Here is a 24,889-nt window from a genome sequence, read left to right on the forward strand (position 1 = left end):
CATGGACCTCTTGCTCGGGCTGGCTGACGATCGTCAGGTTGGCAAAAACGCCGCCGAGACGGCGCGCCGCGGGTGGCAGACCCGACGCGCGCTCCTCTCGTGGCCTACGGTTCGGCGCGAAAATCGGCGCCCATCGCTCTCCTGATCGCTCCCATTCGCGGCGCGCTCCGCCGAGCGGCGCGCCCGTCGTTCCGCCGTCGCTCCGGACCGCGCGCGCCGTGCGTCGCGTGATCCGAGGTCGAGGAGCGGATATTCACGAGTGACCATGATGGACAAGCGATGTTTTGCTTTCAAGCAAAATCATGACCGCGCAGATTGTCACAAGAGTGTGCGGGCGTCCGATGATGTGGTCACTTGGTTACGTGGCGCGTGACACGTGACGCGCAGCGCGCGCCGCGCGGCCGCGCGCCGTCAGATCGCAGCGTTTCCGGCGACGGCCATGAAGCGAACGCACCGCTCCACACCATCGCGCCTCGATCGTGGATTGCGGAGGAACGTGCGTGATTTGCGCCACGGCGCACGATTTGCGTCGGGCAAGGAAACACACGAGAGCGCTGCATGACACGCGAGGCCGGCCCAGGCGCTGAGTTCACGTGAGACGCTGAATTCGAGCGTGGCGCGAACCGCGCGCAGCGGTGGAGCTCCTGCCAGAGTGGAACGGTACCGCAGGTGTGGCTTGCGCCACGCCTGGAATGGATGTGGCCGCCAGGGCGACGCCGGTCGATGGACTCGGGGCGCGAGGCTGCGCGCTGCGCGGGCCGCCCTGCGCCGCGGTCGAGCAGAGCGGCGCGGGGGCGGAGCGCCGAGAGGTGATGGGCGTGAGGTGGAGAGCGCGCGGCCAGGACGGCCGCGCGATGATCAGAAGTTCAGGTTGGCAGAGAGGAGGAAGGTGCGGCCTGCCTGCGGCATCCTGGTCGCCGTGAACTGGGGCGAGATGGGGGCCTCGTACTCCCAGTCGGCGACGTTGTAGACGCCCATGTTGTAGCGGAGGCCGGCCACTTCCGTCTGACCGGAGAGGACGACGTCCCAGATCACCGCGGCGTCGGTCTCCTCCAGGGTCTTGTCGATGCGCGGCGACTCGACGGTGAGGCGCGTCGAGAGCATCAGGGCCTTTCCGAACAGCGGCACGGTCCCCTTGACGGCGGCCATGTGCTCCGGCGAGTTGGGCACCTTCTTGAGCACCTCGTCGACGTCTCCTTTCTCGAGGTACCTCGCCCGTGAATAGGAGTAGGAGAGAGAGGCCATCCAGCCCTGACGCCACTCGCGGCGCAGCTCGGCCTCCGCGCCCAGAACGAGGATCGGCTCCTTTGTGTTGTCGTACCGTCCCGGCACTGCCTCGGTGAAATCGCCGGTCTGCGCGATCATGTCGGTCATGTAGTTCACGTACCCCGCGCCGAGCAACGAGAGCGTGGACGAGAGCCGGTGCGTGAACTCGACCTCTCCCGAGAGCACGCTCTCGGGATCGACCGACGCGCCCTCCTCCGGGTCGTACCCCGGGGCAAAGTTGCTCGAGGGCACCTGCAGGAAGAGCTCGTAGATGGGCGGAGCGCGGAACGCGCGGCCGCCGGTGACCTTCAAGTTGCCCCCTTCGTAGGGCTTGACGACGAGCGCGATACGCGGGCTGATCCCGGAGTTGAAGCTGAGACCGTCCTCCCCATAGTTGTAGTAATCGATACGAGCACCCGCGGAGACGCGGATGCGGTCGGACGGGACGAAGTCCACAACGCCGTAGCCGGCGAGGATCTGATAAGGGTGCGAGTCGAACAGATCCTCGTTGTCGGGGTCGAGGATCTCGCCCTCGCGCTCGGGCACGGGCAGGACGAGCTTGTCGGTGCACGGAAGAACACCGCACTCCCTCTCCTCGATGCGCATCCTGCCGAGCAGGTGTATCTGGCCCTCGGCGCCGACGGTGACCTTCAGCTCGCGGAGCGGTGAGATCTCGAATCGCTGATCCGCGAGCAGCCACGTGTCCTGGTACTGCTCGACGTCATAAATCGTGCTGGTCCCGGCGTCGGAGGCCTCGGACAGCCACAGCGTGTCATTGTAGAGCTGCATGTCGGCGGCCACGCGGGTCGTCATCGAGAAGCTATCGGAGAACCGCGGCGAGAACGTGAGCTCGACGAACCCGCGCCTGTCGCGGTAAAACGTCCTGTCGTCGCCGACCATGGTGAGGTTGGCGCCGGTCGGGAGCGCCTTCTTGCGATCGTTGTAGGATATCTGCGCCGAGAGGGACTTGTACCAGAGCCGCCCCTGGACCGTCCCGACATTGAAGTGGTCGGCGTCGCGGGCGTTGGCATCCCCGTCCTTCCACTTGTTCTCGAGTCCGGGCGGGATCGGCAGGAAGTAGTCTCGCCCTTGACCGTGGCCGCCGGCGACCGACAGCCACATGCCGGAGTCGCGCCCGAAGGGCACCTGCACCTGGCCGCGGCCGCGGATGAAGCCGTGCTGCGCCGCGCCCACGCCGACGCCCGCGCCGAACGACGTCGGGCGGCCCTTGGTCACGATGTTGATGACGCCGACGAACGCGCCCGTACCGTAGAGCAGCGAGCCCGGGCCACGGACGACCTCGATCCGCTCGACGTCCTCCAGGTCGGTGCGCGCGGCTTGATCGGCGAAGGCGAGGCCGTCCCAGGTGTCGTTGATCGAGTGCCCGTTGAGCAGCACGAGCACGCGGTTGCTGTAGTCGCCAGGGATGCTGATCCCGCGGATGCCAACCCAGGAGTAGGTGCCGTCGTACGTCGTGTAGACGCCGCGCATGCCCCTCAAGGCCTCGGCGACCGTCGGATACCCCATCGCGCGGAGCTCCTGGCCCGAGATGATCGTGACCGAGCCGGGCGCGTCCTCGACGGCCTCCGCCGTACGCGACGCGGCCTCGACCTCCTCGAGCTGCCGGAGGGAGATGTCGATCCGGGTCTGCTGTGCGGCCACCACGTTCGCTGTCTGCTCCACCGGGCGGAAGCCGCGCAGCGAGACGCGCACGCGGCGCTGGCCGCTCTGCACGTTGAGGACCGCGGGCGTGAAGCCCATCGGCTTTCCGTCGACCTCGACGAGCGCGTCGCGCTCATCCGCGTTGACGACGAGGCTGCCGGTGAGCGGGTTGAGCCGGTAACGCGCGGTCACCGTGCTCGCGGCCGCCACGTTCACGTCCTGCTCCGACGGCTGATACCCCTCCTGCGAAAGGTAGAGGCGGTGCCGGCCAGGAGGCAGCGTGAGATCGCACGGCGCGGTGCACGCCGGCGGGCCGCTCGCGTCGTTGACCCGCACCGTCGTGCCCGCCATCTCACCGACCACGCGCACCGTCCCGACGATGCGCTTCAGCTTGACCGCGACGTTCGTTTGCTCGCCGATCTTCGCCTCGACGTTCTCGACCTCCGCCGGCTCGTACCCCTCGAGATCGACGATGATCTTGTGCTTGCCGGGCTGGAAGCCGAGGAGGCGGGGCGTGTTGCCGCGGCCGCCGAGATCGCGGCGGTTGATGTACACCGTCGCTCCGGGCGGGTCCGTCGTCACGTTGATGACGGCGACGTTGGGCCGGATGCGCGCGAGCGCCTCCTCGATGGCCGGCCTGCGCGCGGCGTTGGGCTCGAGATCGAGCGCCTGAACGTAGTAGCGAAATGCGTCTGGATACTCCTGGAGAGCCTCGTAAGTTCGGGCGATGTTGAAGATGACGTTTCGGTTCGGGACAAGCCGGTTCGACACCAGGAAGTGCTCCAGGGCGCCCCGGTAGTCACGCGCCGAATAGCGCTCCGTGGCGATCCTGAAGTGCAGATCGGCCTCATCGGCCAGATCATCCGCCCAGGCAGGCCGACCGGAGAATGTGAGGAGTGCTACGAGTATGAGTAGGAGTGCGGAGCGACGAAAGCTCATCTTTCGATCTCGATTCCCAACGGTCGAAGTGGAGCGCAAAGCGCCGTCCGCCGGGTCCAGCCGTCACGCAAAAACCCGGCGAGCTTGGGACGAAACAGCCGCATTGCCGGGTCAGCTTACCGTAAGCCGTCAGCTGATCCAACCTGTTCGCACAGGCGGCCGGGGACCTCAGGCCGGCGTGGACGCCGCTGTGTAGGCGCCGTGCGCGGAGCGCATGACAGAGTGAGCGAAACCCGGGGCGGCGCGCGGTCGGGGCCCGGCGCCCCGCAGGAGGCGCCGTCAGGCAAGCGCTCGAGCTCGGCGCCCCGGGGCCGGGCCGCGCGAGCCAGAGCGAGGTGGAGCGCTGGTCAGGCCCAGCGCCAAGGTGAACAAGGGCGGTGCATCGCTGCGCTGACGCGCAGGAGTCCGCCGGGCTCCGCGCGGCGCGCGCAAGCCCCTTGGCCGCCCGGCGCGCCGCCTCCACCGAGCTCCGCCGCCTCCGCCGCGAGCCCGGGCCGGCGGCTCAATTGTGCCTCCAGCGGGTGAGCCGCTCCAGGAGCACGATGGACACCGCCACGCCGATCAGGAGGAGCGTTGAAATCGCGAACAGGTCGGTCCGCACGCCTCGCATCTGAGATTGGTAGACGTAGAGCGGGAGCGTGACCGAGCGCGGGCCGGACGTGAAGAAGCTGATCACGAAGTCGTTGAGCGACAGCGTGAACGCCAGCATGGCGCCCCCCATGATCGCCGGCCACAGGAGGGGGAGCGTGACCCTCCGGAAGTGGATCCACGGCGACGCATAGAGGTCCATCGCGGCCTCGCTCAGCGTCGGCCCGATGGCGACGAGCCGACTGCGGACGATGAGCGTCACGAACGCGATCTCGAACGTCACATGACCGATGATCATCGTCGTCATGCTGGGCTCGAACCAATGGTCCACCACGCGGCGGAGCACGTTGAACGCCATGACCAGCACCGCCGCGAACGTGATGTCGGGAGCGACCGCCGGGATGTCCACGATCGACTCGAACACGCGACTCACGGAGCTCGGCCACGGAAAGTGCATCCCCAGGGCGAGCAGCGTCCCGAGGACCGTCGCGATGAGCGTGGAGGCGCCGCCGAGCATCAGGGTGTTCACGGCGACCTCGCGGATCTCCATGGCGCGCCGGTTGGTCTCGGGATCGGCGAAGAGATCGAGGTACCAGCGAACCGAGAAGCCGGTCCAGAGCAGGCCCCGCTCCGCGGCGTTGAACGAGTAGACGGCGACCGCGAAGAGCGGCAGGTAGAGGAGCGCGAAGCCGAGGAAGGCGGCGATCGTCGTCAGCGCGCGCCAGAGGCCCCGGCCGAGCTTCACAGGATCTCCACGGAGCGCCCATTCCGGCGGTAAAGGGACACGCCGCCCAGCGTCAGAACGATGAGCACCAGGCTGAGCGCCGCGCCGTAAGGGATGTTCCTCCCCGGGCCGAACTGGTGCTGGATGAGGTTCCCTATCAGCCAGTGCTTCGCGCCGCCGAGCATGTCGCTCACCACGAAGACGCTCATCGCAGGGACGTACGTGAGGAGGACTGCGACGCTGAGGCCGGGAAGGGTCTGCGGCAGGATCGCCGCGAGGAAGATGCGCAGCCGCGACGCATAGAGGTCCTGCGCGGCCTCGACGAGCGACCAGTCGAGACGATCGATGCTCGTGTAGAGGGGGACCACGGCGAACGGGAGGGAGGCCGCGACGAGGCCGATCGTGACCGCCGTCCAGCTGGGATAGACGTCGCGGCCCGGGTCGATCCACCCGAGCCAGGCGGCGAGCTTGGCAGGCAGGAGCTGCGCCGACAGGAGGAGCTTCCAGCTGAACGTGCGGATCACGAGGTTCGTGCAGAGCGGGACGATGATGAGCGCGAGCCAGAAGAAGCGCCGGCGACGCGAGCCGCGCGCGATGAAGAAGGCCATCGGATAGGCGAGCATCACGGAGGCGGTCGTCACGACCAGCGCGAGGACGATGCTCCTGATGAGGATGCGCGCGTTCTCGCCGGACGCGGAGCCGAAGATGCGCTCGAACGACTCGAACGACAGCTCCCAGAGCAGGGCGCCGTCCGCGTCGCGCTTGAGGAACGACACGACGAGGAGCGCCAGGCTCGGCAAGAGGAGGAACACGGACAGCCAGGAGACGCCGCCCGCGATGAGCAGCGACCCCCGCGCGAGGAGCCTGCGCCGCGTCGTGAGCTGGCCATACCAGACCGTCGGCTCAGTCACTGAGCACCTCGAGCCGCTCGGCGGGCAGGGCGAGCCAGACCGAGGAGCCGGGCTTGAGCCGCGAGCGGGGGCTGAGCTGCACGCGCAGCGGCCCGGGCTCGATGATGAGCTCCACGTGATCGCCGCGGTAGAAGCTCTCCTTCACCACGCCGCGCACGCCGTTCTCCGCCGGCTCGTTCTCGCAGAGCTCGATCCACTCGGGGTGGATCGCGAGCGTGCCGTACTCCCACTGAGGCTTGGTCTGCACCCTCAGCGCGCCCACCGTCGTGAAGACGAGCGTGGCGCCGACGCGCTGCGCGGAGATGAGGTTGGCCGCGCCGAAGAACTCGGCGGCGAAGCGGCTCTGCGGCCGCTCGTACACCTCGGCCGTCGCCCCCTGCTGCTCGATGCGGCCCTTGTTCATCAGCACGATGCGGTCCGAGACGGTCATCGCCTCGTCCTGATCGTGCGTGACGAGCACGAACGTCTTCCCGAGCGCGCGCTGGAGCCGGCGCAGGTCGAGCTGCACCTCGGCGCGCAGCTTCGCGTCGAGCGCCGACATCGGCTCGTCGAGCAGCAGCACCTCAGGCTCGTTGACGACCGCGCGCGCGAGCGCGACTCGCTGCTTCTGACCGCCCGAGATCTGGTGCGGATACCGCTCCGCGAGGTCATCGAGCTTCAGCATCGAGAGGCTCGAACGCACGCGCTCGCGCACCTCGGCATCAGGGAAGCTGCGCGACCTCAGGCCGAAGGCCACGTTCTCGAACACGGTCAGATGCGGGAACAGCGCATAGTTCTGGAACACGGTGTTCACCGGCCTGCGGTTCGCCGGCAGGTGGTCAACCGCCCTGCCCGCGAGCAGGATCTGCCCCCGATCGGCGCGATCGAGCCCCGCGATGATGCGGAGCAGCGTCGTCTTGCCGCAGCCGGAAGGCCCGAGGAGCGTGACGAACTCGCCGGCCTCCGCCGTGAACGACACGTCGTTCAGTATCTGTGTCTTACCGAAGCTCTTGCTGACGTTCTCTACAACGAGGCTGCATCCCGGGTTGCGGTCGGCCGCGCTCTCGGTCAGGGGCGCCATGCTGCGCTGCCCCGACGACGAGAAGAAGTCTCTCAACCTCTGGATCACCCCAGCAAACCCTTTGCGCGTGGCGCTTTCCGAACCGCTTCCGAAGCCTCGGAGCGTACTACGCAGACCATGATGCCCTCCCGTTGTCAACTGGGCGCGCGCCGGGCTGACCGGCTGAGCGGCGCGCGCCCGGCCGGGCTCTTTTCGCTCGCAGGCGGCGTACGCTACCGCCCTTCCCCTGGGCGTGCCACCTTTCTGCCGATCCTGCTCGCGGCGCGCTGCAGCGCCGCGCAGGGCTCGCGCGTCGCTGGAGCGCGCCCAATGCGTTCGGAGCGCGCTTCCCGTGCGCGTCCGGGCGCGCTTCGCTGCGCGCTCCCCGCGCGTTCGCTGCGCGTTCCCCACGCGCTGCTTGCCACCGCTCGGCGCCGGTGATTTCTTGGTCCCACGCATGGGCCTGAGGAACGCGAGACCCGAGTTTGGAGGCACGCGTCGCTTCCAGGTCGTTCGCGTCGTGGGCCGCGGCGGGATGGGGGTTGTCTACGAGGCCTTCGACCGCGAGCGGAAGGGGCGGGTCGCGCTCAAGATCCTCCGGAATCTGAGCGCCGACGCGCGCCTCCGGTTCAAGAACGAGTTCCGCGCGCTCCAGGACATCCAGCACCCGAACCTGGTCAGCCTCGGCGAGCTTCACGAGGAAGAAGGGCAGCTCTTCTTCACGATGGAGCTCATCCGCGGCGTCGACTTCGTGGTCCACGTGCGGGTCCACGAGGAGGGCGACGCCGGGCCGAGGGGCGAGCCCGCGGGCGTCGGGCGCCGCTCGACCTTGCCGTCGAGCCCCATGTGGTCTGCTGTGCAGGGCCCTGCCTCGGAGCCACAGCCCCGGATCAAGCGCCCCTTCCACGAGGCCCGCCTCCGCTCGGCCCTGGCGCAGCTCGCCCAGGGGCTCGCGGCGGTGCATGCGGCTTACAAGGTTCACCGCGATATCAAGCCTTCCAACGTCCTCGTCACCGCGGAAGAGCGGGTGGTCCTCCTCGACTTCGGCTTCGTCGCCGACGCGAGCGGCACAGGGCGCGAGCAGGCCGTCGTCGGAACGCTCCATTACATGGCGCCCGAGCAGGCCGAGGCCAAGGCGGCCGGGCCCGAGGCGGACATCTACAGTGTCGGGGTCATGCTTTACCTCGCGCTGACCGGCGTCTACCCGTTCCAGACGGCGCCCAAGGCGGCGCTCGACATGATGCGGCGAGCGGAGCCTCCGCCGCCGAGCCGGCTCGTCGAGGACATGCCCGCCGACATCGACGAGCTCTGCGTGGACATGCTCCGCATCGACCCGGCCGCCCGGCCGACGGCGCGCGACGTGCTGCGCCGGCTGCAGGTGCAGGAGCTCATCGAGGAGCCGCCCGTCCTCTCGCAGCGCATCGGCTTCGTCGGCAGGCGCAGCGAGCTCGCCGCGCTCGAGGGCGCGTTCGCGGAGGCGAAGCTCGGGCGCGCGGTCACGCGGTTCATCGAGGGCGAGTCGGGCGTCGGCAAGAGCGCGCTCCTGCGCCGGTTCCTGGAGCGCATCGACAAGGAGGCGCTCGTCCTCGCGGGGCGCTGCTACGAGCGCGAGGCGGTCCCCTACAAGGCGGTGGACGAGCTCATCGACGGGCTGAGCCGGCACCTCGTGCGCCGCCCCCCCGAGCAGGTCAAGGCGCTGCTGCCGCCCAACGCGGGCCTGCTCGGCACGGTGTTCCCGGTGTTCCGGACGGTCCCGGCGATCACGGAGGCGCGCGCTCGGCGCAAGGCGATCGACCCGCCCGAGATCCGCGCCCTCGTCTTCGCCGCGCTTCGGGAGCTGCTGGGCCGGCTCGCGGCCGAGCGGCCGCTCGTGCTCGCGATCGACGATCTCCAGTGGGCTGACGCCGACAGCGTCGCGCTGCTCTCGGAGGTGATGCGCCCGTGGACCGAGGCCGATCTCCACGCCGCGACCAGGCCCGGCTCGTTCGCCGGCCTCGATGGGCCCGTGTCCTCGGGCGCGCTGGTCGACCCCTCGCGCCCGCGCGCGATGATGCTCGTGGCGACGGTGCGGACCGCCTCGGAGACCGCGCCGCCCGTCTCGCGGCAGCTCGGGGTGCCGATCGACTCGCTCGGGCACATCATCGTCCACCGCCTGTCGCTCGCGGAGGCGCAGGAGCTCTGCGCGCTCCTCCTCCGGGGCGCCCAGGTCGGCCACCCGCTCAGCATCGAGGCGATCGCGCAGGAGGCCGGCGGCCACCCGCTGTTCATCGACGCGCTCCTGCGCCACAGGATGATGTCCCCGGACGCCGACGGCGGCCCGGTGCGCCTCGATGACGTCCTCTGGGCGCGGATCAGCCGGCTCGACCCGCGGGCGCGCCAGCTGCTCGAGCTCGTCGTGTGCGCCGGCGCGCCGGTGCTGACGTCGGTGGCCGCGCACGCCATGGCGGCGGATTTCGGGGAGCTCACGCGGGTGCTCTCGGCCCTGCGCGCGGCGAACCTCGTGCGGACCGGCGGCTCGGGTCAGGACGAGTTCCTCGAGCCGTTCCACAACCGCATCCGGGAGACGGTGGCGAGCCGGCTCGACGAGCAGGCGGCGCGCAGCTGGCACGGCCGGCTCGCGCTGGCGCTGGAGGCCTCGGGGCGCGCGGAGCTCGAGGCGCTGGCCGAGCACTGGCGCGCCGCCGGGGACCCCGAGCGCGCCGCTGGCTACGCCGTGCGCGCCGGCGAGCACGCCGAGGCCGCGTTCGCGTTCGACCACGCGGCGCGCCTCTACCGCATGGCGATCGACCTCCACCTGCCTGGCGCGGCGGAGCGGCGGGTCGTGCTCGCCAAGCTCGGCGACGCCCTGAGCAGCGCGGGGCGCGGCGCCAAGGCAGCGGAGGCCTACATGGCCGCGAGCGACGGCGCCCCGGAGTCCGAGGCGATCGATCTCGGCCGCCGGGCCGCGGAGAACCTGCTCCGCGCCGGCTACGTCGACGCCGGGATGGCGGGCCTGCGCTCGGTGCTCGGCGCGGTCGGCATGCAGGTGCCGAAGACGCCGGAGCTCGCGGTCGCGTCGCTGATGCTGCGGCGCGCGCAGGTGCGCCTGCGCGGGCTCAACTTCGTCGAGCGCCCCGCCGACGAGGTCTCGCCCGAGGACCTCATGCGCATCGACGTCTGCTGGTCGGCGGCGATGGGGCTCGCCATCGTCGATCCCACGCGCGGCGCCGACTTCCAGGCGCGCAACCTCCTCCTGTCGCTCAAGGCGGGCGAGCCGTACCGCGTGACGCGCGCGCTCGCCTTCGAGGCGACCTACCTCGCGATCGACGGCGGCCCGTCCGCGTCCCGCGTCGCCGACCTGCTCTCGACGGCGAGCGCGATCGCGGCGCGCATCGGCAGGCCTCACGCGCTCGGCCTCGTCGGCTTCGTCGGCGGCGTCACCGCGACGCTGTTCGGCCGCTGGCAGCAGGGCGTGGCCGATCTCGACCGGGCGGACACCATCTTTCGCGAGCGCTGCACCGGCGTCACGTGGGAGCGGAGCTGGGCGCACACCTTCTCGGTCTGGGCGCTCTGGTACGGCGGCGAGACGCGCGAGTTCATGCGCCGGGTCCCGATGTACCTGCAGGCGGCCGACGAGCGCGGCGACCGCTACCTCGCCACGAGCCTCCGCTCCTCGCAGAGCAACGCCTACTGGCTCGTCGGCGACGACCCCGACTCCGCGCTGCGCCAGGCGCAGGACGCCATCCGGAGCTGGTCCAAGGCGGGCTTCCAGCTGCAGAGCTACTTCGATCTCGTCGCCCGCGCGCACATCGGCCTGTACCGGGGCGAGGGCGAGGCGACGTACCGCCTCTTCGCGGAGCAGCGGGCGGGCCTCGAGAGCTCGCTCGTCCTGCGCATCCAGGCCGTGCGCATCATCATCACCCACCTCCGGGCCTGCGCCGCGCTGGCCGCCGCCGCCGCGTCCACGCCGGCCGACGCGGAGCCGCTGTACGAGGAGGCGACGCGCGCCGCCCGCAAGATCGACGCGGAGCACATGCCCTGGGCCGACCCGCTCGCGGCCGCCGTGCGCGCCGCGATCGCCGCGGCCCGCGGCGAGGGAGAGGCGGCCGTCCAGCAGCTCGCCGACGCGGTGCGCGGCTTCGAGGCCGCCGGCATGGCCCTCTACGCCGCGGCGGCGCGGCGCCGCCACGGCGAGCTGCTGAAGGGCGACGAGGGCCGCGCCGCCGTCGAGGCGGCGAACGGCTGGATGCACGAGCAGGGCATCGTCAGCCCGGACCGCATGACCGCGATGCTGCTCCCTGGTTTTGCGAGCTAGCGCGGAGCGCCTCAGGGCTTCACGCGCAGGACGGCCGTGCCCTTCGCCTTGCCGTAGAGCTGCTTGATCTCGATCTTGTACTCGCCGGGGGACGACGCGCTGAACTCGACGGGGGAGGCGCTCTGCGGCTTGCCGGTGGGCAGATCGCGCAGCACGCGCTCGATGATGATCTTCCCGGACGGGGAGCGGATCTTGATGTTGAACGGCGGGGTCGCCTCGTCGTAGGCACGGAACACGAGGCGCACGCTGTCTCCGACCGAGACCGGGGTGGTCTGGCTGATCGTCTCGATGTCGCCTTCGTTCTCAACGGTATCGGCCACGCGTCGCTCGTCCCGTGAGGTGCCTCACTGCGGTCCCTCGGCGCTCATTGTAGTCGCGTCTGGCGGAGATTCGCGAATTTGGAGCGCGCGTCCGGCTGGCGCCGCCCGCCGGAGGAGGCCGACCGCGGGCCGCCTCCTCCGGGGAGCTCAGGCCTTCGACCATCGCAGGCGCGGCTGGCGCGCGGCGCGGGCCTCGTCGAGGCGGCCGACCACCGTGCCGTGGGGCGCTTGCTTCACGACCTCCGGCGTCTCCTGCGCCTCCTTGAGGATGCTGAGCATCGCGGCCACGAACTCGTCGAGGGTCTCGCGGGTCTCCGTCTCCGTCGGCTCGATCATCAGGGCGCCGGGCACGACCAGCGGGAAGTAGACCGTGGGCGCGTGAAAGCCGTAGTCGAGCAGCCGCTTGGCGACGTCGAGCGTCTTGACCCCGGTCTCCTTCTCCAGCTGGCTGTCGGAGAGCACCACCTCGTGCATGCACGGCTGCGGCACCGGCGCGAGGTAGTGGTCCTTCAGCTTGGCCCACAGGTAGCGCGCGTTGAGCACGGCGAGGCTGCTCGCCGCCGTGAGGCCGTCGCCGCCCATCTCGCGGATGTACGTGTACGCCCGGATGAACATCCCGAAGTTGCCCGTGAAGGCCCGGAGCCGCCCGACGCTCTGGGGCCGGTCGCGGTCCCACGCGAAGGCGTCGCCGCGCCGCACGAGGACAGGCGAGGGCTGGAACGGCTCCAGGTGCTTCTTGAAGCAGACCGGCCCGGAGCCGGGGCCGCCGCCGCCGTGCGGGGTCGTGAACGTCTTGTGCAGGTTGATGTGGATGACGTCCATGCCGACGTCGCCCGGGCGCGCGTGCCCCATGATCGCGTTCGTGTTCGCGCCGTCCCCGTACACGAGCCCGCCCTTGTCGTGGATGAGCTTGATGATCGCCGGCAGGTGCGTCTCGTAGGCCCCGAGGGTGTTCGGGTTCGTGATCATCAATCCGCAGACGTCGCCGTCCGACCCCTCGCGCTCGATCGCGGCGAGGACCTGCTCGGGGTGGGTGATGCCGTCGGCGGTCTTCTCGATCCGGACGGCCACGAGCCCGTTGAGCGCGCAGCTCGCCGGGTTCGTGCCGTGGGCGCTCTCCGGGATGAACACCTTCCTCGGCGAGCGCCCCTTCGACTCGTGGAACGCCCGCATCATCATCAGCCCGGCGAGCTCGCCCTGCGCGCCCGCGGAGGGCTGCAGCGAGCAGCCGTCCATCCCGCTGACCTCGCAGAGCGCCTCCTGCAGGCGCCACATCACCTCGAGCGAGCCCTGGCTGAGCTCGTCGGGCGTCATCGGGTGCAGCTTCGCGAATCCGGGGATGCGCGCGGCCCACTCGTTGATCTTCGGGTTGTACTTCATCGTGCACGACCCGAGCGGGTACATCTGCCCGTCGATGCAGAAGTTCCACTGCGAGAGCCGGATGAAGTGCCGGAAGGCCTCCGGCTCGCTCACCTCCGGCAGGCCGGCTGGCTCCTTGCGGGCGAGCGCGCCGTAGTGAGCGGCGGGCTCGACCTCGGGCACGTCGAGCGGAGGGAGCGACGCGCCGGTCCTGCCCGGCGTGCCACGCTCGAAGATGGGGGGTTCGCGGAACTGAATGCCTCGAGGCTGCGGTTGGGTCATCGGGGGCTGTTATGTCAGAGGCCGGGGGGCTCGGCAGGTGCTTCGTCAGAGGGAGCGGCGGGCGGCTCGGGCGCGCCTTCCTCCTGGTTCGCGCTGTCCCAGTCGCCGCCGCCCATGTCCGTGGCGCCGGAGCCCCCGATCGACTTCAGATCCGGGAGCATGTTGCGCTGCTTGACCGCTTCCCAGGGCTCGCCGACCTCGTCCTTGTTGCGGCCGATCTCGCCCGCCAGCCGGTCGTCGACGTTCTCTCCCTCCGGCCGCGTGTACTTGAAGTACCCCCGGCCTTCCTTGGTCGCGCTCTGCCCGATCGCGCCGATGGTGTGCTCGGTCCACGTGAATTTGATGAGGTCGCCTGTCACCGTCCCGTGCAGCACGCCCCAGCGATCCTTGACCGGACGGATCCAGCGCCCCTCGATGGCGTCGTTGTCCTGCACGAGGTGCAGGTAGCCGTAGAGCTCGCTGTAATAGACCCCCGTCCAGTCGCCGCCTTCGGGCATGTCACCGGCTTGCACCTTGGCCGTCTTGGGCGCGGGATTCGAGCTGCAGCCAAGCGCCGTCGTCCCCATCAGGAGGGCACATGCGGCGCCAGCAATCCAAAGCCGTCGCGATACGTTCATGGCGGCGGAGCCTAGCACAGCACCTACCCGCACCCATACCCCCGCCATGCGTCTCCGACATCGCGCGGGGGCGCGAGCGGAGGTGGGGAACGGGAACGGGGGTGGGGCGCGTGCGCGCTACGTCACGAACGTGTACTTGCCTCCCTCCTGCAATGAGGTGTGCCACCTGCGCGCCAGAAGGAGGAGCGTAACGTACCGTTCGGCGTGTGCGCGACTGCGTCAATTTTCCGCTTCCACCTCCTTGTAGGGCCCGGAGCGCTGGTAAGCTCCCTGGCATGATGAACTCCCTTGTCTCCAACCGAGGTTTTGTAATTCCCGGTAGAATCGCTCTCTTCACCAGCGTCCTCGCCCTCGCGGCCTGCGAAGGGCAGCTCGGCAACCTCGACGGCACCTCTCCTACCACCGGCAGCGGCAGCGGCAGCGGCAGTGGCTCCTCTGGCTCCGGTGGCTACCGCCCCCCCGTCGGTGGGGGCTCCAAGCCGCTGCCGGCCGCCGCGTCGTGCGCTCCGGCGTCGAGCGGCTCCTCCGACGTCGCGGAGCCCCAGCTCCTCCTCCAGCTGTCCGACGACGACGAGAGCGCGTGGCTCGGGTCGCCGGTGGTCGCCGATCTCGACGGCGACGGCGAGCAGGAGATCCTGGTGACGCACAACGGCAACGTCGTCGTCTGGGGCCCCGACGGCGAGCAGAAGTGGCGGTACGACGAGTCGCGCCAGAACGGCCGCATCTGGGCGAGCCCGATCGTCGCGGACTTCCGCGGCGACGGGCAGCTCGAGGTGGTCTTCGCGGCGCGCACCACGATCTACATGCTCGACGCGAGCGGCCAGCTGGTGAGCGGCTGGCCCGTCACCTGGAACGACGAGATCCGCTCCCTCGCCGCGGGCGACATCGACGGCGACGGTCAGCTCGACGTCGTCGCCGCGAGCTCCGACAGGTCCCCCGACTACTCCGACATCCTGATGGCCTTCCACGCGAGCGGGTCGGCGGTCGCCGGCTTCCCGCCGATCGAGAGCCAGACGATCGGCTGCGACGCGCGCCGCAGCGACGACGCCGAGTGCTGGATCGTGGGCGCCTACGACCAGAACCTGGCCATCGGTGATCTCGACGGCGATGGATCGCAGGACATCGTCTCGCCGATGGATAACTCCTATGCCGGGTTCTACCACGGCACGGGAGAGGCCTTCGACGCGAATCCCATGTTCGAGGGCCGCCCGAAGACGCCGGGCGTGCGGTACATGCACGATCTCGAGCTCGCGCAGCAGGGCTTCGGCGACAGCAGCGACCTGCAGGCCTATTTCAAGAACTCGGCCCCTGCGATCGCGGACCTCGACGGCGACGGCACGCCGGAGATCATCATGCTCGCGGCGGCCGAGGACGTCGCCATGAATGACCAGTCCCAGGGCGTCGGCCTGTGGGCGGTCCGCAACGACGCGAGCCGCATCGAGGGGTGGGAGAGCCCGTTCTACGCGCCTGACTACCTGTCCGGCGGCGAGGATTTCGACGGCAACATCGTGGCCATGACGCAGCAGGTGACCGTGGCCGATCTCGACGCGACGCACGCCGGGCCCGAGATGATCTTCGCGGGCCTGGACGGGCGGATCCACGCGGTCTACGCCGACAAGACCGAGTTCTGGGACGTCACCTACACGGACGACACGCAGGTGCTCACGGGCGGCGTCGTGGTCGGGGATCTGTCGGGCGACGGCATCCCCGAGGTCGTGTTCAACACCTACTCGACCGAGGAGGACAGGAGCCACCTCTTCGTCCTCGACGCTGGCGGCACGATCCTCCACAAGATCGCGCTGCCGCGGCTCGGCGCGATGCCGGTGCCGACGCTCGCCGACGTGAACGGCGACGGGACGATCGAGATCGTCGTGTCGCTCCGCGAGATCGGGTGGGACGGGGCGGACCCGGAGCCGAACACGTACGTGTACACGGTGCCGGGATCGGCGACGAACTGCCTGCTCTGGCCGACCGCGCGCGGCAACTACTACAGAAACGGCTGGGTCCGCGCGGCGGACTGACACGCTCCGAGGACCGTTCGCGCGCCGGCGCTGAAGAAGGAGCGCCGGCGCGGGGAGGGCCGATCGCCGCGGCGGTCGGCCCTTCGCCGTCCTGGCCTCGCCGTCGCGGTGTCCTCCTGGGAAAGGCCAGCGCGGCCCTCAGGCCGTGAGCGCCTCGCGGCAGGCGGCGATCGTCCGCTCGATGTCCTCTTCCGAGTGCGCGCCGCTCAGGAACGCCGCCTCGTACTGCGACGGAGGCCAGTAGACGCCTCGCGCGAGCATCGCCGCGTGGAAGGCGCTGAAGCGCTTCGTGTCGGACGTGGCGGCGTCGGTCCAGGAGCGGACCGGGCCCTTCGTGAAGAACAGCGTGATCATCGAGCCGACCCGCTGGACGCACGCGGCCGCGCCGGCGCCCTCGGCGGCGGCCCGGAGGCCCGCCTCGAGGGAAGCGCCGAGCTTCTCGAGCCGCTCGTAGAGAGCGGGCGTGAGGCGATCGAGCGTCGCGAGCCCCGCCGTGACCGCGAGCGGGTTGCCGCTGAGCGTGCCCGCCTGGTACACGGGGCCGAGCGGCGAGACGACGCGCATCACGTCGGCGCGGCCGCCGTAGGCCGCGAGGGGCATGCCGCCGCCGACGATCTTGCCGAGCGTCGTCAGATCCGGCCGGAGGCCGAAGCGCTCCTGCGCGCCGCCGCGGGCGAGGCGGCAGCCGGTCATCACCTCGTCGAAGATCGAGAGCGCGCCGTGCTTGCGGCAGAGGTCGATGACGAGGGCGAGGAACCCGGGCTCGGGCGGGACGCAGCCCATGTTGCCGACCACGGGCTCGAGGATGACCGCGGCGATGTCGCCGCCGCGCGCGGCGAAGGCGGCCTCGAGGGCGGCCGGGTCGTTGTAGGGCAAGGACAGCGTGGTGCGGGCGATGCTCTCGGGGACGCCGGCGGAGTCGGGGGCGCCGAAGGTGGCGAGCCCGCTGCCCGCCTTGACGAGCAGGTGATCGGCGTGGCCGTGGTAGCAGCCCTCGAACTTGATGATGGTGTCGCGGCGCGTGAAGCCGCGCGCGACGCGGATGGCGCTCATCGTGGCCTCGGTGCCGCTCGAGACGCAGCGCAGCATGTCGATGCTCGGGTAGAGCTCGCGGATCTTCTCGGCGAAGCGGACCTCGAGCTCGGTCGGCGCGCCGAACGAGAGGCCGCCGAGCGCTGCCTCGCGGACGGCCTCGATGACGGCGGGGTCCGCGTGGCCGAGGATGGCCGGCCCCCAGGAGCCGACGTAGTCGATGTACTCGGCCCCGTCGGCGTCGAACAGCCGCGCGCCCTGGGCGCGCGCGATGAACAGGGGGTCGCCGCCGACGGCGCGGAAGGCGCGCACGGGGCTGTTCACGCCGCCCGGCAGGACGGCGGCGGCGCGATCGAACAGGGCTTTGGAGGCGGGGGCCCGGTCCGCGCGGGCGGGCGGAGCGCTTGTCGCGTTCGTCATCGTGCTCCGGCCATAGCAGGGGCGAGGCGTGGGAGCGACGCGGATCGCGGGCGAGGGGAAGCGGAGAAGGGCGCGCGCGGGGCGTCGCGGGCATCGCGGACGCCGGGATCGAGGCGTCGCGGGCGCGGGCGCGCCACACGAGCCTTTCCGGCGCGGTCGCGCTTGGCTATGGTGATCGTCTGGAGAGAGGGGCCGCGACCCGCGGCCGGGCTGCTCCTGGGGACCGCGGGCGCGGCTCCCCGAGCACCAGCATCTGGTGAGCCATGCGGATCTCCGAGGACCCCGCTCCGGGGCAGCGTCTCGGGCGATATGAGCTTCTGCGCCTCATCGGCGAAGGCGGGATGGCGCAGGTCTGGGCCGCGCGCATGGAGGGCTCCCGCGGCTTTCACAAGGTCGTCGCGCTGAAGACGCTCATCCCGGCGCTCGCGCGTGATCCGCAGTTCCAGCGCATGTTCCTCGACGAGGCGAACCTCGCCTCGAAGATCCACCACCGCAACGTGGTCGAGATCCTCGACCTCGGCGACACGGACGGCGTGCTCTTCCTCGTGATGGAGTGGATCGACGGGCAGACGATGCAGCAGCTGCTCCGGCCGGGCCTCCGTCCGATGCCGCTCTCCCCGGCGATCGCCTCGCGCATCGTGGCCGACGCGGCGCACGGGCTGCACGCGGCGCACGACCTCCACGACGACCGCGGGGAGCCGCTCGGCATCGTGCACCGCGACGTCTGCCCGCAGAACATCCTCATCGATCGCGACGGCACGGTGAAGGTGGCTGATTTCGGGATCGTGAAGGCGTTCGAGCGCCTGGGCGACACGACGCAGACGGGCGAGATCAAGGGCAAGGGCGAGTACATGTCGCCGGAGCAGGCGCAGGGCCAGCCGGTCGATCGCCGCTCGGACATCTTCTCGCTCGGCGTGGTGCTCTTCGAGGCGGTGACGGGCGCGCTCCCGTTCCAGGTGCTGCACGACCTCGTGCTGCCGCAGACCGGGGTGCCGGAGCCGCCGCGGCCCACGCTGATCGCGCCGCATTGCCCGCGTGATCTCGAGGAGATCATCGTGAAGGCGCTCGCGCGCGATCCGCGGAAGCGCTTCCAGACGGCGGGCGAGATGGCGAGCGCGCTGGAGGACTTCCTCATGCGCAGGTCGGGCGTGGTGACGCCCGCGCACGTGGCGGAGCTCCTCCTGGAGCGCTGCGGGGAGAGCATGGAGGAGGAGCGGCAGCGCATCGCGGCCGCCGTCGCCCCGCAGCAGCGCGCGGGGTGGCGGCCGAAGCCGGGCGCGACGCTGTCCGCGGGGCCGCCCTCCGAGGGCCGGCGGAGCGTGCGATCGGAGCCGCGGCGGGGGCTCGGCGGGCTGATGCGCGCCGGCGGCGACGCGCTGCGCCCGGTGGCGCTGCCGTGGCTCGTGGCCTCGGTGTCCACGGGCGTCGCGGTGGCCTCGCTCATGTTCGTCGCGCTGAGCCGGCCGAGGGATCAGCGGTCGCTCGTGGATCCGATCGCGGTGCAGATCGAGCCGAGCGCCGCGGTCGTGCGGCTGAACGGCGTTGTGCTCGGCGTGGGCAGCCAGGTCATCGCGCGGCCGATGCCGGGGGTGTCGCTCTCGGTCGACGTGCGATCGAGCGACGGCGTCTCGCAGACGGTGCAGATCACGTCGGAGTCCCCCGCGCGGATCCAGCTGAACCTGGCGCGCAAGGGCGAGGCCGGGACCGCGGCGCCGGCGGGCAGCAGGGGCGCGCCGGCGCCGAGATAGCGCGGGAGGGGAGCGCGCGCAGGCTGCTCGGGCGATCTCGGGTCACCTCGCGGCGCCGTCGGCGTCGCGGCGCAGGAGCCCGTAGATCGCGGTGTCGGTGTACCGCCCGTTGTAATACCAGTTCTCGCGGAGCAGCCCGTCCCGCACGAAGCCGAGCCGCTCCAGAACGCGCATGCTGGCGCGGTTCTCGGGATCGATGTGCGCTTCGATGCGGTGGAGGTCCATCACGTCGAACCCGAAGGGGAGCATGGCGCGCAGCGCCTCGGTCATGATGCCCCGGTTCCAGAGCGCGGGCAGCAGCTCATAGCCGATCTCCGCCCAGCGATGGGGGGTGTGCCAGCGCCAGAAGCCCGTGGTCCCGATGAGCTCTCCGCTCTCGTGGAGGGTGATGCCCCAGCGGATGGATGTGGCGTCGCGGATCCCGGCGAGGATGGAAGCGATGCGCTGCTCCGCGTCGGCCAGCGAGCTGTCGGGCGCGCGGCCGAAGTAGCGCGTCACCTCCGGGTCGGAGTGGATGCGGAGGATGGTCGCGGCGTCGGCGGGCTCGATCGCGCGGAGGCGGAGGCGCGGCGTCATCAGGGCGGGGAACGGATCGAACGACACCATCGGGCGAGGGGATGGGCGGAGGTCCGGCGGACGTCAAGCGTCGGACACGGCGCTGGCCACCGCCGTCCGGGGCGGCGTTCGACTGGAGCCGTGCTCGCCTGGAGCGGCGTTCGACGCTGGAGCGGTGCTCGCCTGGAGCGGCGTTCGAGCCCGATCCTCGCTGTGCGTCCCTCGCTGTGCGTCGTGGGCGTCGGGCGCTGCGCGAGGGGTGTGCGCGGCGCGCGCTGGAGGCTGGAAGACGCGCGCCGTCCGAGCCGGCGCGTGCGAGGAGGCGGGCGACGCAGCGGGCTTGACGACACGGCGACCTCGTCCGAGATCTGCGGGGGAGGACACGGCGCATGGCTCCGCTCGAGGATCCGCAACCGGAGCAGCTCGCCGCGATCGACGAGGCGGAGAGCGATGCCCGCGGCGGGCGCGGCGCGGGCTCCGGGGCACCGGGGCACCGCGTGCGCTTTGCCCTCGGGATCTCCGAGCTGCCCGGCGAGCGCGCAGTGGTCGTGCTTCACGAGGACACGATCCTGCGCTGGCGGCCCACGCCGAAGCGGCCGGACGGCGCGCTCTCGCGGCTCTCCGAGGTTGCGGTGGGCGCTGCGATCGCGGTCGAGCACCGCGGCATCTGGGACGAGGGGCTCGTCCTCGGCCGCGTGGTGCGCCCGGCGCGCGAGGGGGGCTTCCAGGTCGACGGCGACGTGGAGCGCTATCCATCCATCGCCGACGCCGAGCACGCGCACGGCCCGCTCGAGGCGGGCGAGCCGCAAGCGCCGCCGGCGAGGACCGGCGAGCCGGCGTTCGAGCTGGGCGAGCCGATCGGGCGCGACGCGCGCGGGATCGGGCGCAGGGCGAGGAGGTAGCCGCCGCGCCGGCGCGATGCCGGCGCAGCAGCGCTGCGAACAGTCTTCGCGCCGCGTTCTCCTAGCCCCGAACGTGAACGTGGTCGTGGTCGTGGTCGTGGTCGTGGTCGTGGTCGTGGTCGTTCACGGCCTACCGTTGACGACCACTGACGATCTCGACCACGTTCACGTTCGTGAGTGATGGTGGGGGGGGCTTCGGGCCCTGAGCGCGACCGAACGACGTTGGTCAACGCGGCTGTCGGGAGCGTCCGGATCAGGCGATGCCGACCGGCGGATCGACGGTGACGGCTTCGGGCTTCACGGGGCTGGCGTCCGGCTTCTTCTCGGTCCGAGGGGGCGTCGGCGTGGCGCGCGTCGCCGTGTACAGGTTGGGGAATCGGCCCTCGGGATCGTCGTAGTAGAAGAGGAAGCGGCCGACGCGGACGGCCTCGTCGTAATGGCGGAAGAGCAGCTTGGCGGCGCGCGCCTGGTAGCCCTTCCAGAGCGTCTGCTCGGGCGTCGCCGTGGCGCCGAGCAGGCGGAGGATCTGCGCCGCGAGCGCGGCCGCGTCCTGCTCGTCCTCGCTGCGGAAGTTCCGCTTGTCGTCCTGGATGGCCTCGCGGTGCTTCCGGTACATCTCGGCGGCGCCGGACAGATCGTTGGCGAGGTCGAGGTGGCCGCTGCCCGCGCGCAGGTGCGCGAGCTGCGCGACCGCCTCCGCGTCGCCGTCGAGGTGATACTCGAGCGTCTTCAGCATGCGCGCGCGCGTCTCGTACGCCCGCTCGACGAGGGTGGCCGGGAGCGCCGCCCCGGAGTGGGTGGCCGAGGTCAGGAGGAACTTGTACCGGGCGAACCATGTCGCCCAGGCGACGCCCTCGAGCCTGTCGATCAGCGTGGCATCGAGCGCGCCTGTGGCGGCGATGGCCGCGATGCGCTGGCGCAGCTTCGGCGCGGCGAGCGCCTCGGCCGCGCCGATGGCCTGCACGGCGGCCGCCTGGAGATCGAGCCGCGGCACCTCCAGCCCGGCGAGCGGGATGGCGTCCAGGTCGGGCTGCAGGCGCTGGAAGGCCGCCTCCGCGGTGTGAAGCTGGGTGGATTCAACGGCGGGTGTCCCTGATTTGTTCGGGGTTTTCCGTTTAGGCATAAACAGAATGAGTAAATCGCGCGGGAGGGAATGTCGCGTGTGAGCACGAAATGGGCGGGGTTCTGGAGCAAGGTCGTGCGGTTTCCTTCAGGCACCTGCGGGCGATAGGGTAGTGGGGGAGGAGGCGTGGGAAACGGATGACCTGAGGAGTGAGCGCGGCTTCGAACGAGGTGGTGCGGGACGCCGGGGGAAGCGGGCGGGGCTTGGCCGGAGGTGGCGCGGGACGTCGGGGGAAGCGGGTGGGGCTTGGCCGGAGGTGGCGCGGGACGCCGGAGGAAGCGGGCGGGGCTTGGCCGGAGGTGGCGCAGGACGTTGGCGGAAGTGGGCGGAGCTTCGCCGGTGCCGACGATGCCGCTGTTGCGGTGGAGAGTCGGAGCGGGCCGAGACCCGGGCAAGCCGACAGGCAGGACCAGACCACGCAGAAGGCGACAATCGCGCGGATGGCATGGGACAGCCGAGATAACCTCGGCTGAGCGGGAACCCATCAGCGATCGACCGGCGCTGCGCTAGGGCCGATGGGCTGCGTTATGGGCGGCAGCTGGGATCGGGATATCCCACTCGCCCCACATGCGGTCGGTGGTGATGCAGCGGTCAGGCACTCTGCCGTGAAGGCCTGGCGTGCGCCAGCACGCGTCCTCCCAGGACTGGCCCGACGGGATACCATGCAGGACCGAGGAGAACTGCCTGGCATTGGCTGCCCGGCAACCATCGTCCTTGAAACGACCCCAGTATGGCCTCGCGGCGAGGGCAGTGCTCGCTGCGAGAACCGACACGACGACGACCAACACGGGGTGGTAATGCGGGTTGGGACGGTGAGACATTTTCCCCTCTCGGCCAGCCGCGGGATCACCTGCCGACGTCCGCTGCAAACCCGGGATCGAGGCGGGGACCGGCGAGCTCGGCGTCGCTCGAAACATGGGGCAGGCAGACGCCTCCGCAAGGCGATGCTGCGGTGGAACACCGCCTCTGGATCGGCTTCCTCAGACTCTCGCGCTTCCGCTCGCTACAGGCTTCGATGCGTCCCAGCTGCCTGCGGATGAACCCAAGGGGCGTACTTCGCCACCCTGCTCCGAAAAGCCATGATCTCGCCGCTCGATTCCGGACTGTGCGAGGGGCGAGCGCGCTGAGCGGCGCGATCGAAAGCGGCCGTATCATTGGTGCCGAGCGCCATCAATTCCCGCGTACGGCCGGCGCTCGCCGCAACGACGTGATGGACGTGAGCCGTCCGTCCCCCGTCGACGACAGGTCCGGCGAGGGGCGATGTCCAGGCGCGAACCGCCCAGCTCGGCCGACGATCGTTCGCATCGCGGCAGAGGGTCTCGTCACCGGGCCAGCATCGCACCGGATCGCGCCAGCGTGCGTCCGCCCCCCGCGGCGCGCTGCCTCGTCATCGACGCTCAGCTCCCGCGACGCCGCGAGCCCATCGATCCGGCCTCGCGCGCCCCTCTGCTACCCTGCCGCGAATGGAACGCCACCGCTCGCTCCGCATGACCCTCCTCCTCGCCGCTGGCGCCGCCGGCTGCTCCAACGCGAAGAGCCCCGAGATCGCGGTCGTCACGCTCGGCGAGCCGCAGGCGGCCACGCCCCGCGACGCCGGCGTCCCGGACGAACAAGCCGCGCCGGCGCCTCGGCCGCCGCGCGGCGTGGGCTGGGTAGAGGAGCGGGACGGCACCGTGCACCGCGCCACGCGGGTCCGGTGCGACGCGACCATCGACCAGCGCGCGTGCAGCGGCACCGAGCGGACGTTCCAGTGCAGGACGGACGCCGATTGCAAGGAGGGACCCCGCGGAACGTGCGTGAGCTCGTTCGGGCAGATAGGCGCGTATTGCGGCTGCGAGTACTCCTGCGAGAGCGACGCGGAGTGCGGCGCGTCCGAGGCCTGCGTGTGCAAGGGGACGGGCGCCCTCCGGGAGCAGCACTCGGTCTGCGCAAAGGCCCTCTGCTCGGTCGACGCCGATTGCCCCGGCAGCACCTGCGGCCTGTCGGCGTACTTCAACGGCTGCTGGGAGCAGGTGACGCTCGCCTGCCGCACCAAGGAAGATACCTGCCTGCGCGACGCGGACTGCCGATCTTCTGACGAGAACCGCGGCGCCGCCTGCGTCGTCACCGACCCGGAGGCCGAGAGCGCGCGCTGGGAGTGCGCGGGGATCTCCTGCGCCATCGGCCGCCCGTTCGTCGTCGACGGCCAGCCGCGCGCCGCGCAGGGCGCCGCCCGCGACGACTGGCGCGCTCCCGCCGAGCTCGACGTCGCGTCCCTCTCGCCCGAGGTGCGCGAGCTCGCCGCGGCGCACTACGCTGCCGTGGCCGCGCTCGAGCACGCGTCCATCGCGAGCTTCGCCCGCTTCTCCCTCCAGCTCCTCACGCTCGGCGCGCCGGCCGCCCTCGTCGGCGAGGCGCACCGCGCCGCGCTCGACGAGGTGGAGCACGCGCGCCTCGCCTACGGCGTCGCCTCCCGCCTCGCCGGCCGGGCCATCGGCCCCGGGCCGCTGCTCGAGGCGGCAACGGCGCCGCTCGGCGCCAGCGTCGCCGAGGTGGTGGAGGCGCTCGTCGAGGAGGGCTGCGTGGGCGAGGCGCTGGGCGCGGCGGAGGGCCGTGAGATCGCGCAGCGCGCGGGGGATCCGGCGCTCGCGGCCACGCTCGCGCGCATCGCCGCCGACGAGGAGCGGCACGCGGCGCTCTCGTGGAGGGCGCTCTCGTGGATGCTCGCGACGTTCGGCGAGCCGGCGCGCTCCGCGGCGGAGCGGGCGTTCTCCCGCGCCGCCGCCCGCTACGCCGTCGACCCGGCCCCCGGGCCCGCCGTGCACGAGACGCTCGGCCTGCTCCCGGCGCGCGCGCTCGGGGCGCTGCGCCGCGAGGTGCTCGCCGAGGTCATCGCGCCATGCCGCGCGGCCTTACCGGGGCTGTCGCGCGACAGCGTCGCCGCGCAACCGTCGAGTCCGCCACAGGCATCCTCCTGAGCGGACTGATGAGGCAGATTCGCCCACTCCCGTGGCAACTTGCCACAGCGGGGAGGGGGGCAGTCGCGTGGATTCGGGAGAAAAGGGGGCACCCGTGCCGTGCACCGGATCTTGCACGGGGCCGGCACTC

Annotated in this window: 15 protein-coding genes; 5 read left to right on the forward strand and 10 right to left on the reverse strand. The window is 71.1% G+C overall.

Annotated elements, in window-relative coordinates:
• Positions 1-858: 858 nt before the first annotated feature.
• The 4 genes from WME73_RS50245 to WME73_RS50260 form a co-directional block, all read right to left on the reverse strand.
• A complete protein-coding gene (locus WME73_RS50245) occupies positions 859-3,699 on the reverse strand; it encodes a TonB-dependent receptor domain-containing protein (protein ID WP_437914231.1) in 2,841 nt (946 codons plus the stop codon).
• A 670-nt stretch (positions 3,700-4,369) separates the two neighbouring features.
• Positions 4,370-5,200, reverse strand: coding sequence for an ABC transporter permease (locus WME73_RS50250; RefSeq protein WP_437914233.1), 831 nt, complete (start codon positions 5,198-5,200; stop codon positions 4,370-4,372).
• Positions 5,197-6,090, reverse strand: a complete 894-nt coding sequence (locus tag WME73_RS50255; protein WP_012241768.1) for an ABC transporter permease — start codon at positions 6,088-6,090, stop codon at positions 5,197-5,199. Before WME73_RS50255 ends, WME73_RS50250 begins: the two co-directional genes overlap by 4 nt.
• Positions 6,083-7,198, reverse strand: a complete 1,116-nt coding sequence (locus WME73_RS50260) for an ABC transporter ATP-binding protein (RefSeq protein WP_437914234.1) — start codon at positions 7,196-7,198, stop codon at positions 6,083-6,085. Before WME73_RS50260 ends, WME73_RS50255 begins: the two co-directional genes overlap by 8 nt.
• Positions 7,199-7,586: 388 nt before the next feature.
• Between WME73_RS50260 and WME73_RS50265 the strand changes: the two genes are divergently transcribed.
• Positions 7,587-11,423, forward strand: a complete 3,837-nt coding sequence (locus WME73_RS50265) for a serine/threonine-protein kinase (protein WP_437914235.1) — start codon at positions 7,587-7,589, stop codon at positions 11,421-11,423.
• 11 nt (positions 11,424-11,434) lie between these two features.
• Here WME73_RS50265 and WME73_RS50270 read toward each other — a convergent pair whose 3' ends face one another.
• From WME73_RS50270 to WME73_RS50280, 3 genes are all read right to left on the reverse strand, one after another.
• Positions 11,435-11,743, reverse strand: a complete 309-nt coding sequence (locus tag WME73_RS50270) for a hypothetical protein (RefSeq protein ID WP_437743383.1) — start codon at positions 11,741-11,743, stop codon at positions 11,435-11,437.
• A gap of 147 nt (positions 11,744-11,890) precedes the next feature.
• Entirely contained in the window at positions 11,891-13,384 is a 1,494-nt protein-coding gene (gene gcvPB, locus WME73_RS50275) for an aminomethyl-transferring glycine dehydrogenase subunit GcvPB (protein WP_012241772.1), read from the reverse strand.
• Between the two features lie 14 nt (positions 13,385-13,398).
• Positions 13,399-14,001: a hypothetical protein gene (locus WME73_RS50280; protein ID WP_437743384.1), complete on the reverse strand. Its 603-nt coding sequence runs from the start codon at positions 13,999-14,001 to the stop codon at positions 13,399-13,401.
• Between the two features lie 275 nt (positions 14,002-14,276).
• Between WME73_RS50280 and WME73_RS50285 the strand changes: the two genes are divergently transcribed.
• Entirely contained in the window at positions 14,277-16,022 is a 1,746-nt protein-coding gene (locus tag WME73_RS50285) for an FG-GAP repeat domain-containing protein (protein ID WP_437914236.1), read from the forward strand.
• Between the two features lie 138 nt (positions 16,023-16,160).
• Here WME73_RS50285 and hemL read toward each other — a convergent pair whose 3' ends face one another.
• A complete protein-coding gene (hemL, locus tag WME73_RS50290) occupies positions 16,161-17,474 on the reverse strand; it encodes a glutamate-1-semialdehyde 2,1-aminomutase (RefSeq protein ID WP_437914237.1) in 1,314 nt (437 codons plus the stop codon).
• 263 nt (positions 17,475-17,737) lie between these two features.
• Between hemL and WME73_RS50295 the strand changes: the two genes are divergently transcribed.
• On the forward strand, positions 17,738-19,222 hold the full coding sequence (locus WME73_RS50295) for a serine/threonine-protein kinase (protein ID WP_437743387.1): 1,485 nt from the start codon (positions 17,738-17,740) through the stop codon (positions 19,220-19,222).
• A gap of 42 nt (positions 19,223-19,264) precedes the next feature.
• Here the strand turns inward: WME73_RS50295 and WME73_RS50300 are convergent, their stop codons facing one another.
• Positions 19,265-19,828: a GNAT family N-acetyltransferase gene (locus tag WME73_RS50300; RefSeq protein WP_437914238.1), complete on the reverse strand. Its 564-nt coding sequence runs from the start codon at positions 19,826-19,828 to the stop codon at positions 19,265-19,267.
• 338 nt (positions 19,829-20,166) lie between these two features.
• Between WME73_RS50300 and WME73_RS50305 the strand changes: the two genes are divergently transcribed.
• Positions 20,167-20,679 carry a hypothetical protein gene (locus WME73_RS50305; RefSeq protein ID WP_437914239.1) on the forward strand — a complete coding sequence of 171 codons (513 nt, stop codon included), beginning with the start codon at positions 20,167-20,169 and terminating at the stop codon, positions 20,677-20,679.
• A gap of 253 nt (positions 20,680-20,932) precedes the next feature.
• On the opposite strand, the gene WME73_RS50310 is transcribed toward WME73_RS50305, so the two are convergent.
• On the reverse strand, positions 20,933-21,802 hold the full coding sequence (locus WME73_RS50310; protein WP_437743390.1) for a hypothetical protein: 870 nt from the start codon (positions 21,800-21,802) through the stop codon (positions 20,933-20,935).
• Between the two features lie 1,463 nt (positions 21,803-23,265).
• Between WME73_RS50310 and WME73_RS50315 the strand changes: the two genes are divergently transcribed.
• Positions 23,266-24,759 (forward strand): ferritin-like domain-containing protein, encoded by a 1,494-nt coding sequence (locus tag WME73_RS50315; RefSeq protein WP_437914241.1) that lies wholly within the window; start codon positions 23,266-23,268, stop codon positions 24,757-24,759.
• Positions 24,760-24,889: the final 130 nt, after the last annotated feature.

Origin of the sequence: Sorangium sp. So ce302 (assembly GCF_051530145.1) — a bacterium.
GTDB lineage: Bacteria > Myxococcota_A > Polyangia > Polyangiales > Polyangiaceae > Sorangium > Sorangium cellulosum_B.